The organism is Stenotrophomonas sp. 89682_Sma, assembly GCF_056481405.1.
This window is the reverse complement of record NZ_CM151147.1, coordinates 2,691,372-2,711,677: the sequence shown is the minus strand read 5'-3', so window position 1 is coordinate 2,711,677 and position 20,306 is coordinate 2,691,372. Positions and strand designations below refer to the sequence as shown.

The window sequence follows — 20,306 nt, the reverse complement described above, 5'->3', positions numbered from 1 at the left end:
GGGAACGACATGAAACAGCATCGCATCGCCCGCACCGGCCAGCTGGCCGCTACGCTGGGCATGATCGTGGGGATGGGGCTGCTGGCGGCGTGCCGCAGCCATGCGCCGGCCGCCGGCGGTCCGACCGAAGCCACCGCCGTCCACTTCCCGGAAGCCTCCAAGGCCTCGCTGAAGGAGGGCATCTATCCCGATGTCGCCGACCTGCGCCGCTTCGCGCCGGGCATGAGCAAGCGCCAGCTCTACACTTTGTTGGGCACGCCACATTTCAACGAAGGCATGTGGGGCGTGCGCGAGTGGAACTACCTGTTCAACTTCAGGACGGCGCAGGGTGCCGAATACTTCACCTGCCAGTTCCAGGTGCGATTCGACAGCAAGGGCATCGCCCAGGGCGGCTACTGGAAGCCGGAATCGTGCGCGGCCGTGCTCGAGCCACCACGGCCACCCGCACCCCCGCCGCCGCCGCCGGCACCGCTACCGGAACAGCCGCTGCGGCTGTCTGCCGATGCGCTGTTCGGTTTTGACAGCGCCGTGCTCAGCGCAGAAGGCCAACGTGCGGTACAGGGGGTGTTGGCGCAGGTGCGCGAGGCCGCGCAGGTGCAGTCGATCCGGGTGACCGGATTCACCGATCGCATTGGCAGCGCCAGCTACAACCAGACGCTGTCGCAGCGCCGCGCCGAGGCCGTAAGAAATGCCCTGGTGCAGGGCGGGGTGCCCGCCACCGCCATCAGTGCCGAAGGGCGGGGTGCGGCCGAGCCGATCGTGCAGTGCGAGCAGCGCAACCGTCGCGAGCTGATCGCGTGCCTGGCACCGAACCGGCGCGTTCAGATCGCCGGGATGGCCCAGCCGCGCTGACAGTTCCACGCCGGGGAAGTGTCCCGGTATACCGAGTCCCCCCTGACCGCCGGCAGGACGTGGTTACGTCTCCCCCGTCGACCACGCCTGCCGGCGGCTCAGGTTTTCTCCATGGTGCACGCGATGAATGCCCAATTCCTGCCTCTTTCCATGAAGACGGAAGCCACACTGAGTGTGTATGGCCAGCTCGGCAACCATGCCGTGGTGCGCATTCCCGGGCGGCGCCTGCCAGGGCTGATCCTGCAGGCCGATACCGTGGCCGGGTTCCTGGCGCAGTTGCAGGAAGCCCAGGCCTGCCTGCGCAGCGGCCGCGCACAGCGCACCGACGCCGAGCTGGACATGCTCATCGACGTGTTGCAGCAGTGGTATGCGCTGATCGAATCGCGCCTGGCCGACGCCGGCGAGGCGCTGTAGAAGAAAAAGGGGGCGGAGGGGATTACGTCGTTCCCGGCACGGCAGGGGCATGGACGACTTAATCCCCTCCGTCCCCTTTTCTGTGTCATGCGCGTGCGCGGATCAACCAGCAGGCAGCATCCACGCGGACCCGATCGCCCTCGATGAATGGCGTGAATGCTGCCAGCGCCTGGTCGCGCAGCCCGGCGGCCTCCGCTTCGGGCAGCGCCCGCAGCGCCTGGCCCACCGGGCCCAGCTGGCCGACGTAGGCCGGCAGATCGTCGCGCGCAATCGAGCAGGGCACCTCCACCGCGACAACCTCCACGTCATTCCAGCCGGCGGCCTGCAGCAGGTGCTGCACGCGCTCGCCATCGGCAAAGGCGAACTGGCCCGGTGCGCCGGGTACACGGGGAGGAAGATCCAGTGCATCGCCGATGGCGCGCTCGGCAGTGGTCATGAACGGATTCTCCCCGGCACCGCGCCAGGCGATGAAGCGAAGTCCAGCACCGGGCCGTGCCGCACGGAGCAGGTTGGCGAAGGCAGCGCCGGTATCCTCGAAGAACATCACCCCCAACCGCGACTGGATCCAGTCGAAGTGCGCGGAAGGCAGAGGGTGCTGTTGCGCGTCGGCAAGGATGAAGTCAGCGTCCAGTCCCGCCGTTTCTGCGCGTTCGCGCGCCGTTGCCAGCATCGGTGCGGAGATGTCCAGGCCGGTGCAGTGTGCCGCAGGGTGCGCCGTGGCAGCAGCCAGCAGGCTGGCGCCAGTGCCGCAGCCGATGTCGAGCAGTTGCGTGACGGTTTCTGGCAACTCGGCGACCAGCAGGTCGGCCATCGGCTGGAACAGGCCATCGAGGATGGACTGCTGGGCGACCCAGATCTGGCCGCCGGGGCCATTCCAGAGCGCGTTCTGATCAACGGGGGATGTGCTGGCCATGGCCTTGCCTTGTCCGGAAGTGGCCCATAGGTTGCTGCTTGAAGGCGACTTGAGGTCAAGACCGTGCGTGAACTGGATATCGGCGAGGTGGTGAAGCGCAGCGGCGTGCCGGCCTCGACACTGCGCTACTACGAGCGGTTGGGTCTGCTGCAGGCGCTGGGGCGCCGTGGCCTGCGACGGCAGTATGACGAGCAGGTGCTGGAACGGCTGGCACTGATAGGGCTGGGCCAGGCCGCTGGGCTGTCACTGCAGCAGATCGGGGCATCGCTGCCGCCGCAGCGTGGATGCATCTCGCTGGACCGTGAGGCATTGCTGGCACAGGCCGATGTGCTGCAGCGGCAGATCACGCAGCTGCAGCGGGTGCGCCGGCACCTGCAGCGGGCGGCGGCATGCCCGCAGGCAGAGGATGCCCGGAAGTGCGGTTCGTTCCGGAAACTGTTGCGCGCGCAGCAGCGAATGGGTGGGTGAGAAGAGAGCATCCACGCATGGCGTGGATCTACTGCACCACGACCTCGGCAGATCCACGCCATGCGGGGATGAATCAATCGCGGGTACTGACTTCCCAGGTGGCATGCAGCACGCCCGGCACGTGCTCCATCCGCGCCAGCACCACATCCAGCTCGTCGGCACTCACAGCGGTACTGACCAGCACGGCGATCACATCGGAGGGCGCGTCGGCATGCTCGACCACCTGCACGTCGCCTACCGGGTACTGTGCCGCTTCCAGCGCGTCGACCAGCCGTTCGCGCACCCGCGGCACGGCTTCGGCATCCACGCTCAGTCGCACTTCATAGGTGGCTTCGGTGGCGGCCTCGTTGATCGGAATGCGGTTGATCGCGTTCACCAGCGGCCGCAGCAGGGTATTGCCGGCGATGATCAGTACGGTCAACAGCACGCCTTCGGCCAGCATGTCCGCGCCGGTGCAGCTGCCCACCGCCGCCGAGCACCACAGGGTGGCGGCGGTGTTCAGGCCGCGCACGTTCATGCCTTCCTTCATGATCACGCCGGCGCCGAGGAAGCCGACGCCGGAGACCACGTAGGAGATCACCCGCACGGCTTCGGCGCTGCCGGCGATGCGCATTCCCAGGTCGACGAAGGCGGCGGCGCCGACGGCCACCAGCACGTTGGTGCGCAGGCCGGCGGTGCGCTGCCGGTATTGGCGCTCGGCACCGATCAACGTGCCCAGGACGAAGGCGGCCAGCAGGCTGACCACGGTGTCGGCGAAGGGACCGGCCTGGAAGGTTTCAATGAAGCGCATGGCCGGAGTCTACCCGGTCGAGGTGACAGTAGATCCACGCCATGCCTGGATTTCGAAAGTGCCAGAAACGACTTGATCCCCTCCGTCCCCTTCTTTGCGGGGTCAGTCGGTGTCGTCCACGCGCTCGCCCATCAGTTCGCGCTGGCGCTTGTCCAGTTCTTCGGCATAGCGCTTGCGCACGAAGGCCTCGGAGACGACGCCCAATACCTGGCCGTCGGCAGCCACCACCGCCAGCTCGTCGGCCTGGGTCTGGTCGAAGCGTTGCATCACGCTGACCACGTCGGAGGACGGTGCCAGCGAGACGTCACGGTTCTCGGCCAGTTCGCCGATCAGGGTTTCCGGCTTCACGCCATCGCCGTAGACCCGTGGAATCTGCACGATGCCGGCATAGTGGCCCTCGCTGTCGATCAGGATCACCCGGGTGCCCGAGCCCAGCGGGAAGCGCTGGCGGAACGCGGCGGCATCGAGATCGGCCGGGGCGGTGGCCACGCCCTTGCGCATCAGGCGCCCGGCATTGAGGTTCTGCACCCAGCCGACGTCGCGGGCGCTCTTGATGGTTTCACCGCGCAGGTGCATGCGCCAGGTCGAGAACGAGTAGCCGAACCACTGCCTTACCAGCGTGCTGGACACCAGCACCGCGCTCATCACCACGCTGGTCAGCAGGAAGTCGTGGGTGCCTTCCAGCACCAGCATGGCCATCGTCATCGGTGCGCCGACCACGGCGGCGGCCAGCGCGGCCATGCCGGCCAGGGCGGCCGAGGTGGCGTCGACCACCGGAACGCCGGTGGCCATGCCCAGCAGCCCGGCGAACAACGCGCCAACCAGGGTGCCCATGAACAGCGAAGCGAAGAACAGGCCGCCACGGAAGCCGAAGCCCAGCGAAATGCCCGATGCCAGGCACTTCAGCGTCAGCAGGCCGCCGATCCAGATCAGTGGCAGGTGCGTGGTCAGGTCCAGGTGCAGCGCGCCGTGGCCGGACGACAGCACCTGCGGGCTGGCCAGTGCCAGTGGAATCAGCAGCAGGCCGCCGACCACCGGCCGGCCCCACGCGGGCAGCGGGCTGCGCTTGACCGTGCCTTCGATCGAGGCGATCAGGCGCATGATGGCGATGCCGACCATCGCGCAGCAGCAGCCGAGCAGGCCGTAGATGGCGTAGTCGGCGGCGCGCACGTCGATGGTCGATGCGGCCGGCAGCAGGTAGGCCTCGATGCCGGCCTGGTCGGCCACAAACGCGCCGGCCAGTGCGGCCACCGCCACCGGCGCCAGTGCGGCCGGGGTGTAGGCGCCGATCACGATCTCGAACGCATAGAACGCTCCGGCCAGCGGCGCACCAAAGGCGGCGGCGATGGCACCGGCGGCGCCGGCGCCGACCAGGATGCGCACGTCGTTGCGGCGCAGGCGCATCACCCGGCCCAGCTGCGAGCCGCTGCCCGCGCCCATCTGCGTATACGAAGCCTCCAGGCCGACCGACGCGCCGCACCCGTTGGACAGCAGGGTCTGGGTCAGCACGATCAGGTTGTCGCGCATCGACATGCGGCCGCCGTGCAGGGCATTGGCTTCGACCGCATCGAGCAGTGGCCGTTTCAGCCGGGTCGCCGCAAGGCTGACCAGGCCGACCAGCAGCCCGCCCAGTGGCAGCACCAGCAGCGCGGTCCAGGTCAGCGAGGGCAGGGAGCTCAGGCGCATGCCTTCGTCCAGCCCATACAGCGTGCCCTGCAACCAACGTGCGATGCCCGACTGCAGCAGGGTCAGGTAGCCGGCGATCAGACCGACCAGCAGCGCCAGTGCGATGAACCACAGATCGCTGCCGCGCAGGCGCAGACGCAGGCCCTGGAAGGCCAGATGCAGGCGCGATGGCGAAACAGGCGAAGACATGGTGGCGGCATGATACGCCGCCACCGTGAGCGCCACCGTCACCGCATCGGGCGGCTACCGGCTCAGAAGCGGTAGCGGCCCTGCACGTAGAAGGTGCGCGGCGCGGCCACCATGCGGCCGGCGTTGCCATCGACGTTGCGGGTGTACCAGCGCTTGTCGGCCAGGTTGTTCACGCCTAGCGCGATCTCGCTGTCACCCAGCCCCGGCACCTGCCAGGCCACCTGGGCATTCCACAGGCGTACGCCCGGCACGCGGCCCACGCGCGCGTCGGCGCTCTCGGCCCAGGTATTGGCGGCGTCGGAGAACTGACCGCTCTGGTGGGTGCTGGAGACGTTGAAGGTCCAGCCGGCCAGCGCGTAGCGGGCGCCGACGCTGTCGGTGTCGCGCGAGTAGAACGGCACGTCCAGGCCGCGGTTGTCGCCGGACTGCTGGATCGCCTTGGTCCAGGTGTAGTTGGCGTACAGCTCCAGCCCGGCCAGCGCGCTGTCCTCGGCGAAGTGGTACTCCAGTGCGCTCTCCACGCCCTTGTGGTCGGTGGCGCCGATGTTCTGGAAGGTCGGCGGAGTGATGCCCGGCACCTGCAGGATCTGGTTGTCGAAGCGCATCTTGAACACGGTCACTTCCGCGCGCAGTGCACCGTCCTGCCAGCGCGCGCCCAGCTCGGTGGTCCTGGCAACTTCCGGGTTCAGCGGATTGCTGGCGGTCTGCGAATTGAGCTGGATGTTCTGCACCGGACCGAATGAGGTGGTGTAGTTGCCGAACACGGTCAGCTGCGGGGTCAGCAGGTAGGCGACGTTGAGCGAGGGCAGTGCCTTGTCGTTGCGGCTGCTGAAGGTGGCCGTGCCCCCGGCCTGGCGGCGGTCCATGTCGATCCATTCCATGCGCACGCCGGGTGTGATGCGCCACTGGCCGATGGCGATGCGGTCGTCGATGTAGAAGGAGTGCGCATCGGTGGCGTTGTCGAAGCGGGTGGTGGCACTGGCCGCGCCGGTACGGCGGGTGACGGTGTAGCTGCGGTCGTTGCCGCGCTCGCGCAGGAAGCGGTAGCCGGCGGTGATGTCATGCACCGTGCTGCCCCAGTGCAGGCGCTGGGTGTAGCGCGGCTCGATGCCGAGCACGCGGTAGTCGCGCGGCTGCACGGTCAACTGGGTATTGGCGGCGTTGATCAGCGAGCTGGCACGGGTGCTCTCGTTGTAGTAGGCCAGCACCTCGAACTCGCTGTTGGCCGACAGCGTGTTGGTGTAGCCCAGGTCGATGCCGGTGCGATGGCCCTTCCAGAAATCGGTCGGCCGGGTGTTCTGGAACGGATCGGCCTCGTACTGCGCGCGGGTCAGGCCGCCCGGCGTCAGCGAGCGCACGTCGTAGTACGACAGCTTGGCGCGCAGCGCCTGCTGTTCGTCGATGGCGTAGGCGAACTTCAGGGCGAGATCGTTGAAACGGTCATCGCTGCCCTGTCGCCAGCCGCGGCCATCCTGGCCGGAGTAGAGCAGGGCGGCGCCCAGACCGTTGTCGCCGGTACCGCCGAGGAAGGCGTTGTACTGGGTGCTGTCACCGCCGCCATGGTCGTAGGCGGTGTAGCGCACGCCCGCTTCGCCGTGCAGGCCGGCCTCGGTGGGAATGGCGCGGGTGCTGAAGTTGATGATGCCGCCCACGTTCTGCGGCCCGTAGCGCACCGCGCCGCCGCCGCGCACCACGTCGATCGACTCGATGTTGGACAGGCTGGTCGGCGCGAACGACAGCTGCGGCTGGCCGTACGGCGCCACGGCCAGCGGCACGCCATCGAGCAGCACGGTCGAGCGCGGCGAGTAGCGGCCGGTGAGGCCACGCACGCCGATGTTCAGCGACACCGAACTGCCGGCGGTGCCGGAGTTGTCGGTGACCTGCACGCCGGGGATGCGGCGCATGGCATCGCCGATGCTGGCTGCGCCGCTGGCCTCGATGCGCTGGCGGTCGACCACGGTGCGCGCGCCAGCGAAGCGCTTCACGCTGTCATGCAGGCCGGTGCCCAGCCAGCTGCCGGAGACCTGGATGCTGTCCAGCGTGGTCGCGCTGTCCTGGGCGAAGGCGGTGGTGGCCTGCAGCAGGCACAGGGCGAGGGCGGCGGACAGCGGCAGGCGGGCCGGTTGCGGGGCAGGGAAGGGCATTGGTGCGGGCTGCGCAAGGTGGTAAATGAGAATTATTGCTGATTCCATTCGCGATTGGAATGTGCCTCCGGTTCATGCCGATGCCCCGGTGGTAGAGTGGGAGATTGCTTCCTGACTCGCTGAGATCCGCCATGTCCCAAGCCGCCTTCTACCCCGTCGGAACCCCTGGCCAGCCGTGGGGAGCGGCGGAACGGGAGGCGTGGCGCGGTCGCCAGCAGCGCCTGCGTCGCTACGACGAGGAGGTGCTGCCGCGCATCGAGGCGCTGGCCTCGCGCTTCGACAAGGTGGCCTATGGGCAGCTCGACTACGCTGGCGAGACCTACACCCTGTTCGCCCTGCGCAGCCGCGACTGGAACCCGGCGCTGCCGGCCGCGCTGGTCACCGGTGGCGTGCACGGCTACGAAACCAGCGGCGTGATGGGCGCGTTGGAGTTCCTTGAGAAGCACGCCGCCGACTATGCCGGCAAGGCCAACCTGCTGGTGGCGCCGTGCGTGAACCCGTGGGGTTTCGAGCGCATCAACCGCTGGAACTTCGATGCGATCGACCCGAACCGCAATTTCCGCGCCGATGGCCCGGCCCGCGAGTCGACCGCCGTCATCGAACTGATCGCGCCGTACAAGGGTCAGTTCGTGCTGCATATCGACCTGCACGAAACCACCGACAGCGACGAGAGCGAGTTCCGCCCGGCGCTGGCCGCGCGTGACGGCAAGCCGTTCGAGCCGGGTCTGATTCCCGACGGCTTCTATCTGGTGGATGACAGCGAGAACCCGCAGGCGGCGTTCCAGCAGGCGGTGATCGCCGCGGTGGAAAAGGTGACCCATATCGCCCCGGCCGACGACACGGGCGAGATCATCGGTTCGCCGGTGGTGGCCCACGGCGTGATCGAATACCCGCTGGTGAAGCTGGGCCTGTGCGCTGGCATCACCGGTGCGAAGTACACCACCACCACCGAGGTCTACCCGGACAGCCCGCGCGCCACCCCGCAGCAGTGCAATGACGCGCAGGTCACCGCGGTGTGCGCGTCGCTGGACTACGCGCTGGCCCTTGGCTGATCGGTAGTGCCGGCCGCTGGCCGGCAACCAAAAAAGGGGGACGGAGGGGATCAAGTCGTTTGTGCCACAAACGACTTGATCCCCTCCGTCCCCCTTTTCGTGTCACCCCAACGCGTCGGCCCACCACAGGGCGGCAGGGCCCGGCGGCGTATCGCGGCGCCACAGCAGGTCGCTGTGGATGCGCCGCGGCCACCCGGGCAGGGTCAATTCCACCAGTTGCCCGCGGTCGTAGCGTTGCACCAGCGCGCGGGGCAGCTCGGCCCAGCCGATGCCGTCCTCGGCCATCTCCATCACCATCAGGTAGTCGGTGGCGGTCCAGGCCAGGCCGGTGACCACGCGGGACTGATCGACTTCCGCGCTCAGGCGCACCTGCCGATGCCGCGCCAGTTGGGCTGACGCATGGCGGCCGGCGTCGGCCAGCGGATGGCCGCGCGCCACATACACCGACAGTTCGCTGTGATGGGCCAGGGGTCGCGTCACCAGTCCATCCGGGTAGCGTTCCTGGCGTGGTAGCAGGCCCAACGCGGCGCGCCCGCTACCGACCAGCTCCAGCACGTCTTCACCCTCGGCATCCAGCCATTCCAGTTCGACCTCCGGGAACGCCTCGGCGAAGCGCTGCAGGATCCGTTGCTCGGGGTCAAGCTGGTAGACATCGGAAAACACCACGGTCAGGCGCGGCTCGGTCGGCGCCGCCAGGCGAACGCTCAACTGCTGCAGGCGCGCATCGGCGGCAAGGATCTCCTGTGCGTGGCCCAGTACCTGGCGCCCGGCCTCGGTCAGCTGCGGGTAGCGCCCGCTGCGATCAAACAGGCTCACGCCCAGGTCGGCCTCCAGGTGGGCGATGGCGGTGCTGACCGTCGATTGGGTCTTGCGCAGACGGCGCGCGGCTGCCGAGAACGAGCCCAGTGCGGCCGCTTCGACGAACGCCTGCAGGGATTCAGGGGAGTAGGGCATTGATCCATCGCTCCTGTCGATGGAGTCCATTTTGGTCCCACCGTAAAAGGCGATGATACTGGTCGCCGTCGCCCCTGTCTGCGGGGTGTTCCGGATCATCCACGCATGGCGTGGATCTACTGATGGCGGGGCACGACCCCCGTCCCGCAAGGAGCTTCACATGTCCCGTACTGTTCCCGCCCGTGGCGCGCTGGTCGCCTGGGCCTGCCTGACCGTGGCGATCGTCGCCGAAGTGGTCGGCACCTCGTTCATGGCCCATGCCGCCCGCGATGGCGGCTGGACCGGATATCTCATCATGGCCGGCGCGCTGGCGCTGTCCTACTACTTCCTGGCGCTGTCGGTGCGCCGCATCGCGGTGGGCGTGGCCTACGCGGTGTGGGAAGGCCTGGGCCTGACCCTGTTGACCGTGGTCGGCCTCACCGTGTTCGGCGAGAGCCTGTCGCTGCAGCAGCTGGCCGGCCTGGTACTGGCGGTGGTCGGCATCGTCTGCGTCACCCTTGGGGAGGCGCACTGATGAATACCTTGGCCCTGTTTTTCGTGATCTGTTCTGCGCTGATCGACGTCGCCGCCAACATGATGGTGGCCAAGTCGGAAGGCTTCCGCCGCTGGCGCTGGGGTGTCGGCGCGATCGTCATGGTCTGGATCGCCTTCGCCCTGCTGGGCCAGGCGGTGCGCTACATGGACCTGGCTACTGCGTATGCGATGTGGGGTGCGATCGGCGTGATCGGTACCGCCACCTGCGGCCGCCTGCTGTTCGGCAACCGCCTGCGCCCGATCGGCTGGATCGGTATCGGCCTGGTCACTGTTGCGGTGCTGCTGCTGAGTACCGCGAAGTAGCGCTTCGCTGTGCCAACCAAGGTTGGCACCTACCAGTGCTGAAAGGTTGGCGCCTGCCAGAGCGTGAGCCGCCTCGTGCAGGCGCCCCGGGGAGGGTCTCCCCGCGGCGTTGCTGTTTCTGCAGCGGTCAGAAGCGTGCGGTGAAGTTCAATCGCGTGGTACGGCCCGGGCCGGGCATCAGGCTCATCGCCAGCGTGTCCATGTAGTAGGTATTGCGCAGGTTGCTGACCACCAGTTCCACTTCGGCCTTTGGGGTGAACTGCCACCGCGCATAGAAGTCGTAGATCGCGGTGGGCAGGTAGATGTTCTGCAACCCGGTCGAGCCGGTGGTATTCCAGGGCTTGTCCAGTTCGTGGGTGGGGCCGCTGTTGTAGGTGCGACGGATGCCGGTATCGAGCCGCTTGTCGAACAGGCGGAAGCCCAGCGTGCTGTGGATCGAGTACTTCGGCGGATTCTGTGCGTTGACGAACGAGGTACCGAAGCCGCCATCCACGCAATCCGGCGTGGTGTCCAGCTTGCTCCACTTCGCATAGGGGTCTTCGCGCAGGCGCTTGGCGGTGGCCGCGTCGCAGGTGCGCGCGCGCTGGTAGTAGCTGGCCGACAGGTCCAGGTAGGCGATGCCGGCGTCATAGTCGGACTGCAGCTCGTAGCCGGATACCGTGTAGTTGTCGACATTGTCGACATAGAACGCCCAGTTGCTGGAGTCGAAGCGACGGGTGATCGCGTTGTCGATATCGTTCTTGAACCAGGCCACCTTGAATGCCAGGCGGTCGCCATCGCGCCACAGGTCCTGCTTGAGCAGGCTGAAGCCGATGTCCCAGGAACGGTTCTTCTCCGGCTTCAGGTCGGCCACCGGTGCCGAAGTGCTGTTGCCTAGCGTCGATTCGAACAGGCTGGGCATTTTCCAACCCTGCGCGTACTTCACGTAGAAGAACATGTCCTCGTCGAGGTTGAAGCGGGCCTCGGCATACGGTGCGAAGCCGTGGCCGGAACGGCGGATCGCCGGCTTGTAGCCCCATGCGGTAGGAATCTGCTTGGTGTAGAAGCCGTTGGCGCCGCGCGGGTCGGGAATGAAGCCATCAAAGTCGTAGCTCTGGCCCAGCGTGCTGTCGCCGTAGGGCGTGGCCCGCAGCGAGTCGTAGGTGTAGTTGCCCTGTGCATCCGGGTACCACTCCTTGTACCAGCCCGGCAGCAGCTGGCCGCCCTTGCTCAGGCGCGCGAAGGTGTAGCGCAGGTCGCGCGATTCACTGACGAAGGCGACCCGATTGCGGTCGCGGGTGCGGTAGTCGATGAAGCGGCCGCCAGCGGTCAACGACAGCCAGTCCCACGGCTGCCATTGCAGCGACGCCACAACGCTGGCTTCGCGGCGCGTGCCGGAGCGCAGGTAGCGGTTGTTGTTGTAGTCCACCGGCAGCACCGGCGAGTTCGGTGCGGTGTCCTCGTGCTGGAACGCAGCACCATAGCGTAGCGTCCAGTCGCCCAGGCTGTTGTTGAAGCGGGTGGTGTTGCTGCTGTCCACGCCCCAGCGCCGGGTTTTCACGTCCGACTGGAGGCCCGGGCCATAGGTCTCGCCCAGCGTGTCCGGCATCTGGTCGTGGGGCACGTCCTTGAACAGCGGCGTGTTGGCGATGTTGCTGTTGAACATGCGGCTGGTGGCGGTGGTGAACCACAGCGTGCTGCTCAGGTCCAGCCATGGGTGTGCCTCGGGCCGGTAGCGGTGGCGCAGCGAGGTGGCGTTGAGCCGCATTTTCCCAGGTTCGAACTGGAACATGGTGTTGGCCTTGTCCACGTAGGTCACCCATTCGTTGGACTTACCGACACGGCCGATCGCCGACGGCATGATCTCGCCGAAGCTGGAGTTGAAGTAGCGGTGGCTCAGCTCCAGGCGCTGGTCGGGGTTGGGCGTCCAGGTGAATTTCAGCAGCGCCGATTCGTTGTCGGTATGCGTGTTCAGCACCTCATCGCCGGGGTGGTACATGTCCGAGACCGCCTGGCTGGACATGCCGGTGCCGCCGCTGGACAGATGCTGGTCGTCGTAGCGGTGGGCGCCATTGCTGCCGGCGAAGTAGTTGCCCTGGCGGCGCCGTGCGTAGGCCGCCACCAGCTGCCAGTCATCGCCGCGCTGGGCGAAGGCCATGCTGCCGTTCCAGTCGCGCGGATCACGCAGGCTGTTGCGGTTGTCGCCGCCGCGCGCGATCTGCTTGAACGTGCGGGTACGGTCGATGCTGTTGTCGGCCACTCCGCCACGCACACGCAGGCCCCAGGCCTGGCCGTCGTCGAGGATGTCATCGACGTTCAGCGTTTCCATGTAGACCACACCACCGATCGCGCTGGCGGCGTTGGCGGCCAGGCTCGGCCCCTTCTCGATGCTGATCGCGCTGATCAGGTCCGGGTCGAGGTAGCTGCGCTGCTGCACGCCTGCATAGCCGCGGTACACGTCGATGGCCTGCTGGCCGCCGTCGATGATCACCGGCACCCGGTTCTGGCCCTGCAGGCCGCGGATGTTCACGTCCAGCGCACCACCATTGCGTACGTCTCCGGTGTGCACGCCGACTGCGCCGGCCAGCACATCGCCGATCGACTGGCCGCGGAACCGCTCAAGGTGCTGGCGGTCCAGATGCACGCGCGAGCCGCTGTCGCGGTATACGGCATCGGCATTGGCCAAGCCCCACGGCGAAGCACCTTCGCTGGCCTGGCCGGCTACACGCAGGGTGCCGATCTGGCGCACACCGGCATCGGTGGCGGGGGCGGCCTGCAGCATCACGCCGCTGGCATCACGCTGGAACGACAGGCCGGTGCCGGCCAGCAGCTGCGCCAGCGCGGCCTCGGCAGTGAGCGCGGCCTGCACGCCACCGCTGTGGCGGCCGCGGGTCAGGCGCGCATCGGCAGCGATGGAAAGGCCCGATTGTTGGCCGAACGCGGTTAGGGCCTGGTCGAGCGGTCCGGCCGGGATCTGCCAGCGAGCGGCAGCGGCTGCATCCTGTGCGTAGGCGGCCGCCGGCAACAGGCACGGCGTGGCCAGGGCCAGGCACAGCGCGATGGCAAGCGGGCGAGGGGAGGGGCAGGGTAGTTTCATGGGGGCGGCAACATCCGCAATGGGTTCCCTTGTAGTGCCCGCCGAGCGCGTAGAAAGGGAACCGCGATTTCAACGCGGACGCACAACGGTCCACCACGGCCAACGCTGCTCGATGCGGATCGGCAGGGCGCGCGCCAGCAGTTTCAGGGCTTGGAGGCTGTCCAGGCGCGGCAATACCGCGGTGACATTCAATGCGGACAGTGCCGGATCACAGCCCAGATAGCCCTGATGGTGACGGGCCAGTTCGTCGATCACCCGGATCAACGGCGTGTCCTGCACCTGCAGGCGTCCGTCCTGCCAGTCGCCGCGCAGAGGATCGGCAGCGACCGTTGTGAGTCCCCCCATCGGTCCGATCTGCAGCGCACTTCCCGCAGGAACATCCAGCGCCGCACCGAACATCGGCAGGCACCGCACCACACCCTCGAACACGTCCAACCGGCCGTCCTGCGCTTCGCGGCCGACCGCGAAGCGGGTGCCGATCGGCTGCAGGCGTGCCCCGGGTACATGCACGGTCAGGGGCAGGCCGACGAATGCAGGGGGGTGGCCGGTCTGCAGCAGCAGTTCGCCGCGCAGCAGATGCAGGGCGCGGTGGCCGTTGCCGATGTCGACGGTCACTTCGCTGCCGGCGTTGAGCCACAACTGGCTGCCATCGGCCAACGTCCAATGACCGGTACGCCCGGCAGCGGTGCGCTGCGTCTGCAGGCTGCGCTGCGCCTGAAGCCCATGCAGGCCGAGCAGGGAGACCGCGCCGATGCCGAGGGCGCCACCGATGCTGCGCAGCGCCCGCCGCCGGCGAAGGCGCGCAGCATCAAATGCGGTTGCGGCTGCCGGAGCCGACAGCGGGGCGAACGATTGCCAGACCGCCTCGACCCGTCGCCAGGCGTCGGCGTGACCAGCATCGGCCTGCAGCCAGGCGTGCCAGCGCTGCTGGTCGCCGTCGCTCCAGCCCTGTTGGCGCAGCGCGAACCATTCGGCAGCCTGTTCCAGCGCCGGGCCGGCCAATGCCGCGCTCATGCCGCCGCGTCGCCGGACAGGCGCAGGCAATGCAGCATCGCCTGCGCCATGTACTTCTTGACCATGCGCTCGGACACGCCCAGCTGCACGCCGATCTCTGCATAGCCAAGGCCGGACAGCCGCGCCAGCAGGAACGCGCGCCGTGGCCGCTCGGCCAGGCCGGACAGCATGTCGGCGATGGCATGCAGCAACTGCAATGCCTGCGTGCGCTCCTCTGCCGAGGGATGCACCGGCTCCGGTTGTGCGGCCAGCGCGGTCAGGTAGGCGCGCTCCAGGTCCGCGCGCTGCCAGTGGTTGACCAGCAGGGCGTGCGCGATGGTGCTGAGATAGGCGCGCGGCAGGCGCAGTTCGGACGGATCGACGCGGCGGCTGAGCAGGCGCAGGAAGGTGTCCTGGGTCAGGTCGGCGGCGCAGTCGGCGTTGTGGGTGCGGCGGCGCAGCCAGCCCAGCAGCCAGCCATGGTGTTCGCGGTAGAACCCCGCCAGCGCGTTGCTGGAGGCGGCGGGCACGGCCATCGGCACCGGTCATTAATGAGAATGATTCCCATTATAGAGTGATCGGGCGGCGCACGACAAATCCTGGGCATGCCGCAGCGGGGGAGATCGCCGGATTTGCGATGCCCGGCGTGCTCGCCGACACTGCGGCTTTCCACAGGGAGTGCCCGCATGTTCAGCCACATCACCGTTGGAACGAACGACATGGACGTCGCGCATCGCTTCTACGATGCCCTGTTCACCGCCTTGGGCGCACGCCCCGGCGTCTTCGATGACAAGGGCCGGCTGGTGTACTTCAAGGATGGCCGCATGTTCATCGTCACCGCGCCCATCGATGGGCAGCCTGCATGCCATGCCAACGGCGGCACCATTGGTTTCACCCTCGACAGCGCCGAGGCCGTGCGCGGTTGGCAGGATGCCGGCGTGGCCCATGGCGGTACGGCCATCGAGGATCCGGCTGGCGTCCGCAGCATGGCCGGGCGCCAGCTGTTCCTGGCCTACCTGCGCGATCCCGATGGAAACAAGCTGTGCGCGGTGCATGTGATGTCGTGACGCACTGCGGGCAGGGCGGCGCGCGCGTGATAGCACGAAACCACGCGCGCGGGCCGCGATCGCAGGCCGCAACTTCATGCTCTGTCCACTGCGGTTCAGCCAGAATCGGTCGGCTAATTCCTTGATCTACCGGAGAACGCCGCCCCATGGATGTACTGGAGCCGCAACAATCCCCGGTGCGCACCCTTCGGCCTGTGTTCGCCTTCGCGGCGATCGTTGTCGTGGCGTTCGCGCTGTTCGTCAGCCTGTTTCCACTCGGTGCGGGCCGCCTTCTGCTGAAGGCACAGGACTGGGCCGCGCTGAATGTCGGCTGGTACTACCTGCTGGCGATGACCCTGTACCTGGTGTTCGTGGTCGGCGTGGCGCTGTCCAAGTACGGTGGCATCAAGCTCGGTGCCGACCATGACGAACCGGAGTTCAGTTACCTCTCCTGGGCCGGCATGCTGTTCGCGGCGGGCATCAGCATCACGCTGTTCTTCTTCTGCGTTTCCGAACCGCTGACCCACTACCTGCAGCCGCCGCAGGGCGATCCGGCCGCGGGCGAGGCCGGTGCGCGCCAGGCCATGCAGCTGCTGTTCCTGCATTGGGGCCTGCACGGCTGGGGCGTGTTCGCGCTGGCGGCGATGGCGATGGCCTACTTCGCCTACCGCCACAACCTGCCGCTGGCGCTGCGCTCGGCGCTGTACCCGCTGATCGGCAAGCGCATCAACGGCCCGATCGGCTACACCGTGGACGCGCTGGGCATCGTCGCCACCGTGTTCGGCATCGGCGCCGACATGGGCTTCGGGGTGCTGCACCTCAATGCGGGGCTGGCGCACCTGTTCAACATCCCGCATTCCAACCTGGTGCAGATCATCCTGGTGGTGGCGATGATGGGCGCGGCGGTGGCCGTGGCCGTCTCCGGCGTGGAGAAGGGCGTGCGCTGGATGGCCAACATCAACATGCTGCTGGCGATCGCGCTGGTGCTGTTCATGCTGTTCGCCGGGCCGACGCAGTACCTGTTCAGCACGCTGATGCAGAACCTGGGTGATTACCTGGGCAGCGTGGTCGGCAAGAGTTTCGATGTGTATGCCTACGGCGGCCGCCCCGAATGGCTGGGTGGCTGGACGGTGTTCTACTGGGCCTGGTGGATCGGCTGGGCACCGTTCGTGGGCTTGTTCATCGCGCGCATCTCGCGCGGTCGCACCATCCGCGAATTCGTGTTCGGCGTGCTGCTGATCCCGCTCGGTTTCACCCTGGCGTGGCTGTCGATCTTCGGCAACAGCGCGCTGGACCAGGTGCTGCACCACGGCCAGCAACAGTTGGCGCAGCTGGCGGTGGATGATCCACCGACCGTGCTGTATGCGCTGCTGGACGGCTACCCCTGGAGCCGCGCGGTGATCACGGTGACAGTGCTGGTCAGCTTCATCTTCTTCGTGACCTCGGCCGACTCGGGGGCGGTGGTGTTGTCCACGCTGTCCTCGCATGGCGGCGCACCCGAGGATGATGGTCCGCGTTGGCTGCGCGTGTTCTGGGGCACGGTGATCGCGGTGCTGACCGCCGGGTTGCTGCTGGCCGGCAGCATCGATGCGCTGAAGTCGGCGGTGGTGCTGGCGTCGTTGCCGTTCTCGGCGATCCTGTTGTTGATGATGTGGGGGCTGACCCGCGCCTTCAGTGACGAGTCGCACCGCAGGCGCGCGCTGCAATACCGGCCGTCGCCGTTGATCGGAGACGATCGCCACCACCAGGGCTGGCGCCAGCGCCTGAGCCAGGCCATGCACTTCCCGGTGCGCGACCAGGTCTACCGCTTCATGGATGACACGGTGAAGCCGGCGATGGAGGCGGTGGCCGAGCAGCTGCGCGGGCAGGGCTGGGACGTGGCCACGCGCTTCGAGGCCGGCGACATGGAGTTGACGGTGAACCACGGCGAGCAGCAGGACTTCCTGTACCGGGTGATCCTGAGTGGATACCTGACGCCGTCGTTCGCCGCGCAGCAGCTGCGCAACCAGCGCTACTACCGTGCCGAAGTGCACCTGTTCGAAGGCAGCCAGGATTATGACCTGGTCGGCTACAGCCGCAAGCAGATCATCAACGACATCATCAGCCAGTACGAACGGCACCTGCAGTTCCTGCACCTGAGCCGTTGATGCACGACGACCGGGCTTGGCCCGGCGGTCGGTGGTAGTGCCGGCCGCTGGCCGGCAGCACGAATGGGGCGGCGCATCATCGCCGCCCCGTTGCCGCATCAGAACCGGTAGCGCGCTCCCAGCGAGACGAACTGCCCGCGCAGGTTGTACTGGCTGATGTCGAACCCATTGGATCCACCGGCCGGATCGAACGGCGGGTCCTTGTCGGTCAGGTTCAGCACCGACAGCGACAGCGTGGTGTTGGGAATGCCTTCGTACGCCACGTACAGGTCCAGCTGGTGATACGGCTTGATGCGGTCGCGCAGGCCCGGGTTGCTGGTCGCCGTCGCCACGCGCTGATCGTAGCCGCTTACATACTGCAGGCTCAGCGTGCTGCTCCAGTCGCCCGCCGCCCAGTTCAGTGAAGTGGTGCCGCGGGTGCGCGGCAGTGCGCCGTGGCGGTTGTTGCCGGCGCCGTCATACGGTGCCTGGCCGGCCACCAGCGGCTGCTTGAAGCTGAGCAGGTGGGTCCAGCTGCCGGCCACGGTGAAGGTGCCCCAGCCCTCGGTGCGGAAAGTACGGCTGGCGTCCAGGTCCAGCCCCGAGGTGGTCAGTTCGCCCTGGTTGGCGTACTGGTTGGTGATGAACTGGATGCGTCCCTGTGCATCACGCTGCACGCGGCCGGGGAACAGCGTCGGGTTGTCGACGATGAACTGCGCGCTGTCTGGCTTGACCAGGTTGTCCTGCTCGATGCGGTACCAGTCCAGGCTGATGCTGGTATCGCCATCCGGCGACCACACCGCACCCACGTTGAAGTTGCGCGAGCGCTCCGCCTTCAGGTCCGGGTTGCCGGTGCGGATGTTGGTCACGCCACGGCTGCCGCCGGGCTGCAGCGGATCGAGCGGATCGATCACCGAGCCGTAGCTGACGGTCTGGCCGGGCGCGATCTCCGGCAGCGAGGGTGCGCGGAACCCGCGCGAGAACGAACCGCGCAGCAGCAGGCTGTCCAACGGCTGCCAGCGCAGCGCCACCTTCGGCGAGAACGCCTTGCCGAAATCATCGTAGTGGTCGCCGCGACCGGCCACCTGCAGTTCCAGTGTGCGGTGCAGCGGCACGCTCAGTTCGGCGTAGGCGGCGCTGACCTGGCGCTCGCCGTTGACCACGTTGATGGCCGGGCGCAGTTCGGTGCCCGACAGCACCTGCGCGCTGGTGCGCGCATCCAGCGATTCCTTGCGGAACTCGGCACCCCAGGCGAAGCCGACCGCACCGGCCGGCAGCTCCCACAGCGAAGTCGAGGCCTTCACATTCAACGCGTGCAGCTTGTACCAGCCCGGGCGCTTGGTCTGCAGGCGCAGGGCATCCAGCGCGCCCGGCGTGCTGGACGGGTTGAGGAAGTTGTAGCTGCCGTCGCGCAGGATCTGCTCGAACGCATAGCGGTTGACGAAGTTGTCGACGTATTCGCGCTGCGCGCTCTGCGAGGTCAGCGCCGCCACTTCCCAGTCCCAGCGCTCGCCACTGCCGCGCACGCCGGCCAGGGCACGGTAGAACACCTGGGTGTTGTCCTTCAGGCGCGGGCCGAGGTCGAAGAAGGCGTACTCGAACGGCAGCGGCGTGCTGCCCGGATTGTTTGGATGGCCGACCGGCAGCACCGCCGGCACGTCGATCAGCGTGCCGGTGGCCGGGTTGTACGCGCGCAGCCCGGGGCCGACGGTCAGCGGCGCACTGAAGATCTGGTCGGCCTTGTTGTGGCTGTACAGCACATCGGCGAAGGCCTCGACGCTGTCATTGAAGCGGTAAGTCGCGCTCAGCGAGGCCTGCAGGCGCTCGGCGCCGGGCTGCAGGGTCTTGAATGGCTGCGCGTTGAAGGCGCAGGCCTGGCCGGGCAGGGTGCTGCCGAAGTCGCTGTACGGACGCAGCTGGCTGCCGTCGGGGCAGTTAGCGAACGGTTGCGGCGCGCGCGGGTTGGACAGCCAATTGCCACCGGCGGTGGACCAGCCGGCCAGGCGGCCGCCGGGCTTGTCGCGGAAATCGCCGCTGCGGGTATAGGCACGCTGGTCGGCGTCGAGGCGATCACGCTTGAGCAGGTCCAGCCCGAACAGCACGTTCCAGCCCTGCTGTTCGAGATCACCGAAGCCGGCCAGCAGGTTGGCCTTGCGCTCGTCCAGGCCGCCCTGGGTGGCGGTACCGAAACCGCCGCCGACTTCCACGCCCTGGAAGTTCCTGCGCAGGATGATGTTGATGACGCCTGCGATGGCATCGGAACCGTACACCGCCGAGGCACCATCCTTGAGTACTTCGATGCGCTCGACCGCGCTGATCGGCAGTGCGTTGAGGTCGACGAAAGTGTCCTGTGTGTTGAGCGCGAACCCGAAGTTGGATACGCGGTAGCCATTGACCAGCACCAGCGTGTTCTTCGGCGACAAGCCACGCAGGCCGATCGACGCCGAGCCCGCGGCGAAGCTGCCGGTGTACTGCTCGTCGAAGCTGTTGCCGGCATTGGCCGACAGGTTGCGCAGCACGTCGGTAAGCGTTGAGCGGCCGGTCTGTTCGATCTGTTCGCGGCTGACGATCTGCACCGGGTTCGGCCCGGCGGTGTCGCTGCGCTTGATGTTGGAACCGGTCACCAGCACGGTGCCCAGGGTGGTGCTGTCCTTGCCGGTATCGGTGGTTTCAGCGGCGCTGGCAGTGCCAGCGGTGAGGCTCAGCGCGATGGCGCCGGCAAGCAGGTTCAGGGTGGTGCGGTACATGGAAGCGACAACGCCGAAC

At 67.6% G+C, this 20,306-nt stretch carries 17 protein-coding genes; 8 read left to right on the top strand and 9 right to left on the bottom strand.

The window, feature by feature from the left end; genetic code table 11:
* The first annotated feature begins 9 nt into the window (after positions 1 to 9).
* Positions 10 to 852: an OmpA family protein gene (locus ACZK29_RS12510; RefSeq protein ID WP_164146792.1), complete on the top strand. Its 843-nt coding sequence runs from the start codon at positions 10 to 12 to the stop codon at positions 850 to 852.
* A gap of 123 nt (positions 853 to 975) precedes the next feature.
* Positions 976 to 1,266 carry a DUF6959 family protein gene (locus tag ACZK29_RS12505; protein ID WP_014037513.1) on the top strand — a complete coding sequence of 97 codons (291 nt, stop codon included), beginning with the start codon at positions 976 to 978 and terminating at the stop codon, positions 1,264 to 1,266.
* A gap of 85 nt (positions 1,267 to 1,351) precedes the next feature.
* On the opposite strand, the gene ACZK29_RS12500 is transcribed toward ACZK29_RS12505, so the two are convergent.
* Complete coding sequence (locus ACZK29_RS12500; RefSeq protein WP_478448644.1) at positions 1,352 to 2,179, bottom strand: class I SAM-dependent methyltransferase; 828 nt, start codon at positions 2,177 to 2,179, stop codon at positions 1,352 to 1,354.
* A 63-nt stretch (positions 2,180 to 2,242) separates the two neighbouring features.
* Between ACZK29_RS12500 and ACZK29_RS12495 the strand changes: the two genes are divergently transcribed.
* Positions 2,243 to 2,647, top strand: coding sequence for a MerR family transcriptional regulator (locus ACZK29_RS12495; RefSeq protein WP_164146790.1), 405 nt, complete (start codon positions 2,243 to 2,245; stop codon positions 2,645 to 2,647).
* A 73-nt stretch (positions 2,648 to 2,720) separates the two neighbouring features.
* Here ACZK29_RS12495 and ACZK29_RS12490 read toward each other — a convergent pair whose 3' ends face one another.
* From ACZK29_RS12490 to ACZK29_RS12480, 3 genes are all read right to left on the bottom strand, one after another.
* Positions 2,721 to 3,437, bottom strand: a complete 717-nt coding sequence (locus ACZK29_RS12490; RefSeq protein ID WP_049427162.1) for an MgtC/SapB family protein — start codon at positions 3,435 to 3,437, stop codon at positions 2,721 to 2,723.
* Between the two features lie 102 nt (positions 3,438 to 3,539).
* Entirely contained in the window at positions 3,540 to 5,312 is a 1,773-nt protein-coding gene (locus ACZK29_RS12485) for a chloride channel protein (protein ID WP_478446103.1), read from the bottom strand.
* A gap of 62 nt (positions 5,313 to 5,374) precedes the next feature.
* Positions 5,375 to 7,456 carry a TonB-dependent receptor family protein gene (locus ACZK29_RS12480; RefSeq protein ID WP_478446102.1) on the bottom strand — a complete coding sequence of 694 codons (2,082 nt, stop codon included), beginning with the start codon at positions 7,454 to 7,456 and terminating at the stop codon, positions 5,375 to 5,377.
* A gap of 131 nt (positions 7,457 to 7,587) precedes the next feature.
* On the opposite strand from ACZK29_RS12480, the gene ACZK29_RS12475 reads away from it, so the two are divergent.
* On the top strand, positions 7,588 to 8,508 hold the full coding sequence (locus ACZK29_RS12475; RefSeq protein WP_111203856.1) for a M14 family metallopeptidase: 921 nt from the start codon (positions 7,588 to 7,590) through the stop codon (positions 8,506 to 8,508).
* A gap of 102 nt (positions 8,509 to 8,610) precedes the next feature.
* Here the strand turns inward: ACZK29_RS12475 and ACZK29_RS12470 are convergent, their stop codons facing one another.
* Positions 8,611 to 9,462 carry a LysR family transcriptional regulator gene (locus ACZK29_RS12470; RefSeq protein ID WP_459046926.1) on the bottom strand — a complete coding sequence of 284 codons (852 nt, stop codon included), beginning with the start codon at positions 9,460 to 9,462 and terminating at the stop codon, positions 8,611 to 8,613.
* A gap of 160 nt (positions 9,463 to 9,622) precedes the next feature.
* On the opposite strand from ACZK29_RS12470, the gene ACZK29_RS12465 reads away from it, so the two are divergent.
* Both ACZK29_RS12465 and ACZK29_RS12460 read left to right on the top strand, forming a co-directional pair.
* Entirely contained in the window at positions 9,623 to 9,976 is a 354-nt protein-coding gene (locus ACZK29_RS12465) for an SMR family transporter (RefSeq protein WP_019659945.1), read from the top strand.
* A complete protein-coding gene (locus ACZK29_RS12460; protein WP_053494475.1) occupies positions 9,976 to 10,299 on the top strand; it encodes a DMT family transporter in 324 nt (107 codons plus the stop codon). The genes ACZK29_RS12465 and ACZK29_RS12460 overlap by 1 nt, the downstream gene beginning before the upstream one ends.
* Positions 10,300 to 10,426: 127 nt before the next feature.
* Here ACZK29_RS12460 and ACZK29_RS12455 read toward each other — a convergent pair whose 3' ends face one another.
* From ACZK29_RS12455 to ACZK29_RS12445, 3 genes are all read right to left on the bottom strand, one after another.
* Positions 10,427 to 13,375 (bottom strand): TonB-dependent receptor domain-containing protein, encoded by a 2,949-nt coding sequence (locus tag ACZK29_RS12455; RefSeq protein ID WP_478446101.1) that lies wholly within the window; start codon positions 13,373 to 13,375, stop codon positions 10,427 to 10,429.
* A 69-nt stretch (positions 13,376 to 13,444) separates the two neighbouring features.
* Positions 13,445 to 14,389 carry a FecR family protein gene (locus ACZK29_RS12450; protein WP_478446100.1) on the bottom strand — a complete coding sequence of 315 codons (945 nt, stop codon included), beginning with the start codon at positions 14,387 to 14,389 and terminating at the stop codon, positions 13,445 to 13,447.
* Positions 14,386 to 14,904, bottom strand: coding sequence for a sigma-70 family RNA polymerase sigma factor (locus ACZK29_RS12445; protein ID WP_459046923.1), 519 nt, complete (start codon positions 14,902 to 14,904; stop codon positions 14,386 to 14,388). The genes ACZK29_RS12450 and ACZK29_RS12445 overlap by 4 nt, the downstream gene beginning before the upstream one ends.
* 150 nt (positions 14,905 to 15,054) lie before the next feature.
* On the opposite strand from ACZK29_RS12445, the gene ACZK29_RS12440 reads away from it, so the two are divergent.
* Both ACZK29_RS12440 and betT read left to right on the top strand, forming a co-directional pair.
* Positions 15,055 to 15,435 (top strand): VOC family protein, encoded by a 381-nt coding sequence (locus tag ACZK29_RS12440; RefSeq protein WP_197632244.1) that lies wholly within the window; start codon positions 15,055 to 15,057, stop codon positions 15,433 to 15,435.
* A 146-nt stretch (positions 15,436 to 15,581) separates the two neighbouring features.
* Positions 15,582 to 17,561: a choline BCCT transporter BetT gene (gene betT, locus ACZK29_RS12435; protein WP_197632245.1), complete on the top strand. Its 1,980-nt coding sequence runs from the start codon at positions 15,582 to 15,584 to the stop codon at positions 17,559 to 17,561.
* Between the two features lie 98 nt (positions 17,562 to 17,659).
* On the opposite strand, the gene ACZK29_RS12430 is transcribed toward betT, so the two are convergent.
* Positions 17,660 to 20,287 (bottom strand): TonB-dependent receptor, encoded by a 2,628-nt coding sequence (locus tag ACZK29_RS12430; RefSeq protein ID WP_478446099.1) that lies wholly within the window; start codon positions 20,285 to 20,287, stop codon positions 17,660 to 17,662.
* Between the last annotated feature and the right edge of the window lie 19 nt (positions 20,288 to 20,306).

Excerpts from the sequence above, each read along its gene's own strand:
- ACZK29_RS12430 (WP_478446099.1), bottom strand. The coding sequence starts at position 20,287 with ATGTACCGCACCACCCTGAACCTGCTTGCCGGCGCCATCGCGCTGAGC.
- ACZK29_RS12465 (WP_019659945.1), top strand. The coding sequence starts at position 9,623 with ATGTCCCGTACTGTTCCCGCCCGTGGCGCGCTGGTCGCCTGGGCCTGC.
- betT (WP_197632245.1), top strand. The coding sequence starts at position 15,582 with ATGGATGTACTGGAGCCGCAACAATCCCCGGTGCGCACCCTTCGGCCT.
- ACZK29_RS12455 (WP_478446101.1), bottom strand. The coding sequence starts at position 13,375 with ATGAAACTACCCTGCCCCTCCCCTCGCCCGCTTGCCATCGCGCTGTGC.
- ACZK29_RS12460 (WP_053494475.1), top strand. The coding sequence starts at position 9,976 with ATGAATACCTTGGCCCTGTTTTTCGTGATCTGTTCTGCGCTGATCGAC.
- ACZK29_RS12470 (WP_459046926.1), bottom strand. The coding sequence starts at position 9,462 with ATGCCCTACTCCCCTGAATCCCTGCAGGCGTTCGTCGAAGCGGCCGCA.
- ACZK29_RS12485 (WP_478446103.1), bottom strand. The coding sequence starts at position 5,312 with ATGTCTTCGCCTGTTTCGCCATCGCGCCTGCATCTGGCCTTCCAGGGC.
- ACZK29_RS12500 (WP_478448644.1), bottom strand. The coding sequence starts at position 2,179 with ATGGCCAGCACATCCCCCGTTGATCAGAACGCGCTCTGGAATGGCCCC.
- ACZK29_RS12510 (WP_164146792.1), top strand. The coding sequence starts at position 10 with ATGAAACAGCATCGCATCGCCCGCACCGGCCAGCTGGCCGCTACGCTG.
- ACZK29_RS12445 (WP_459046923.1), bottom strand. The coding sequence starts at position 14,904 with ATGGCCGTGCCCGCCGCCTCCAGCAACGCGCTGGCGGGGTTCTACCGC.
- ACZK29_RS12450 (WP_478446100.1), bottom strand. The coding sequence starts at position 14,389 with ATGAGCGCGGCATTGGCCGGCCCGGCGCTGGAACAGGCTGCCGAATGG.
- ACZK29_RS12475 (WP_111203856.1), top strand. The coding sequence starts at position 7,588 with ATGTCCCAAGCCGCCTTCTACCCCGTCGGAACCCCTGGCCAGCCGTGG.
- ACZK29_RS12480 (WP_478446102.1), bottom strand. The coding sequence starts at position 7,456 with ATGCCCTTCCCTGCCCCGCAACCGGCCCGCCTGCCGCTGTCCGCCGCC.
- ACZK29_RS12440 (WP_197632244.1), top strand. The coding sequence starts at position 15,055 with ATGTTCAGCCACATCACCGTTGGAACGAACGACATGGACGTCGCGCAT.
- ACZK29_RS12490 (WP_049427162.1), bottom strand. The coding sequence starts at position 3,437 with ATGCGCTTCATTGAAACCTTCCAGGCCGGTCCCTTCGCCGACACCGTG.
- ACZK29_RS12505 (WP_014037513.1), top strand. The coding sequence starts at position 976 with ATGAATGCCCAATTCCTGCCTCTTTCCATGAAGACGGAAGCCACACTG.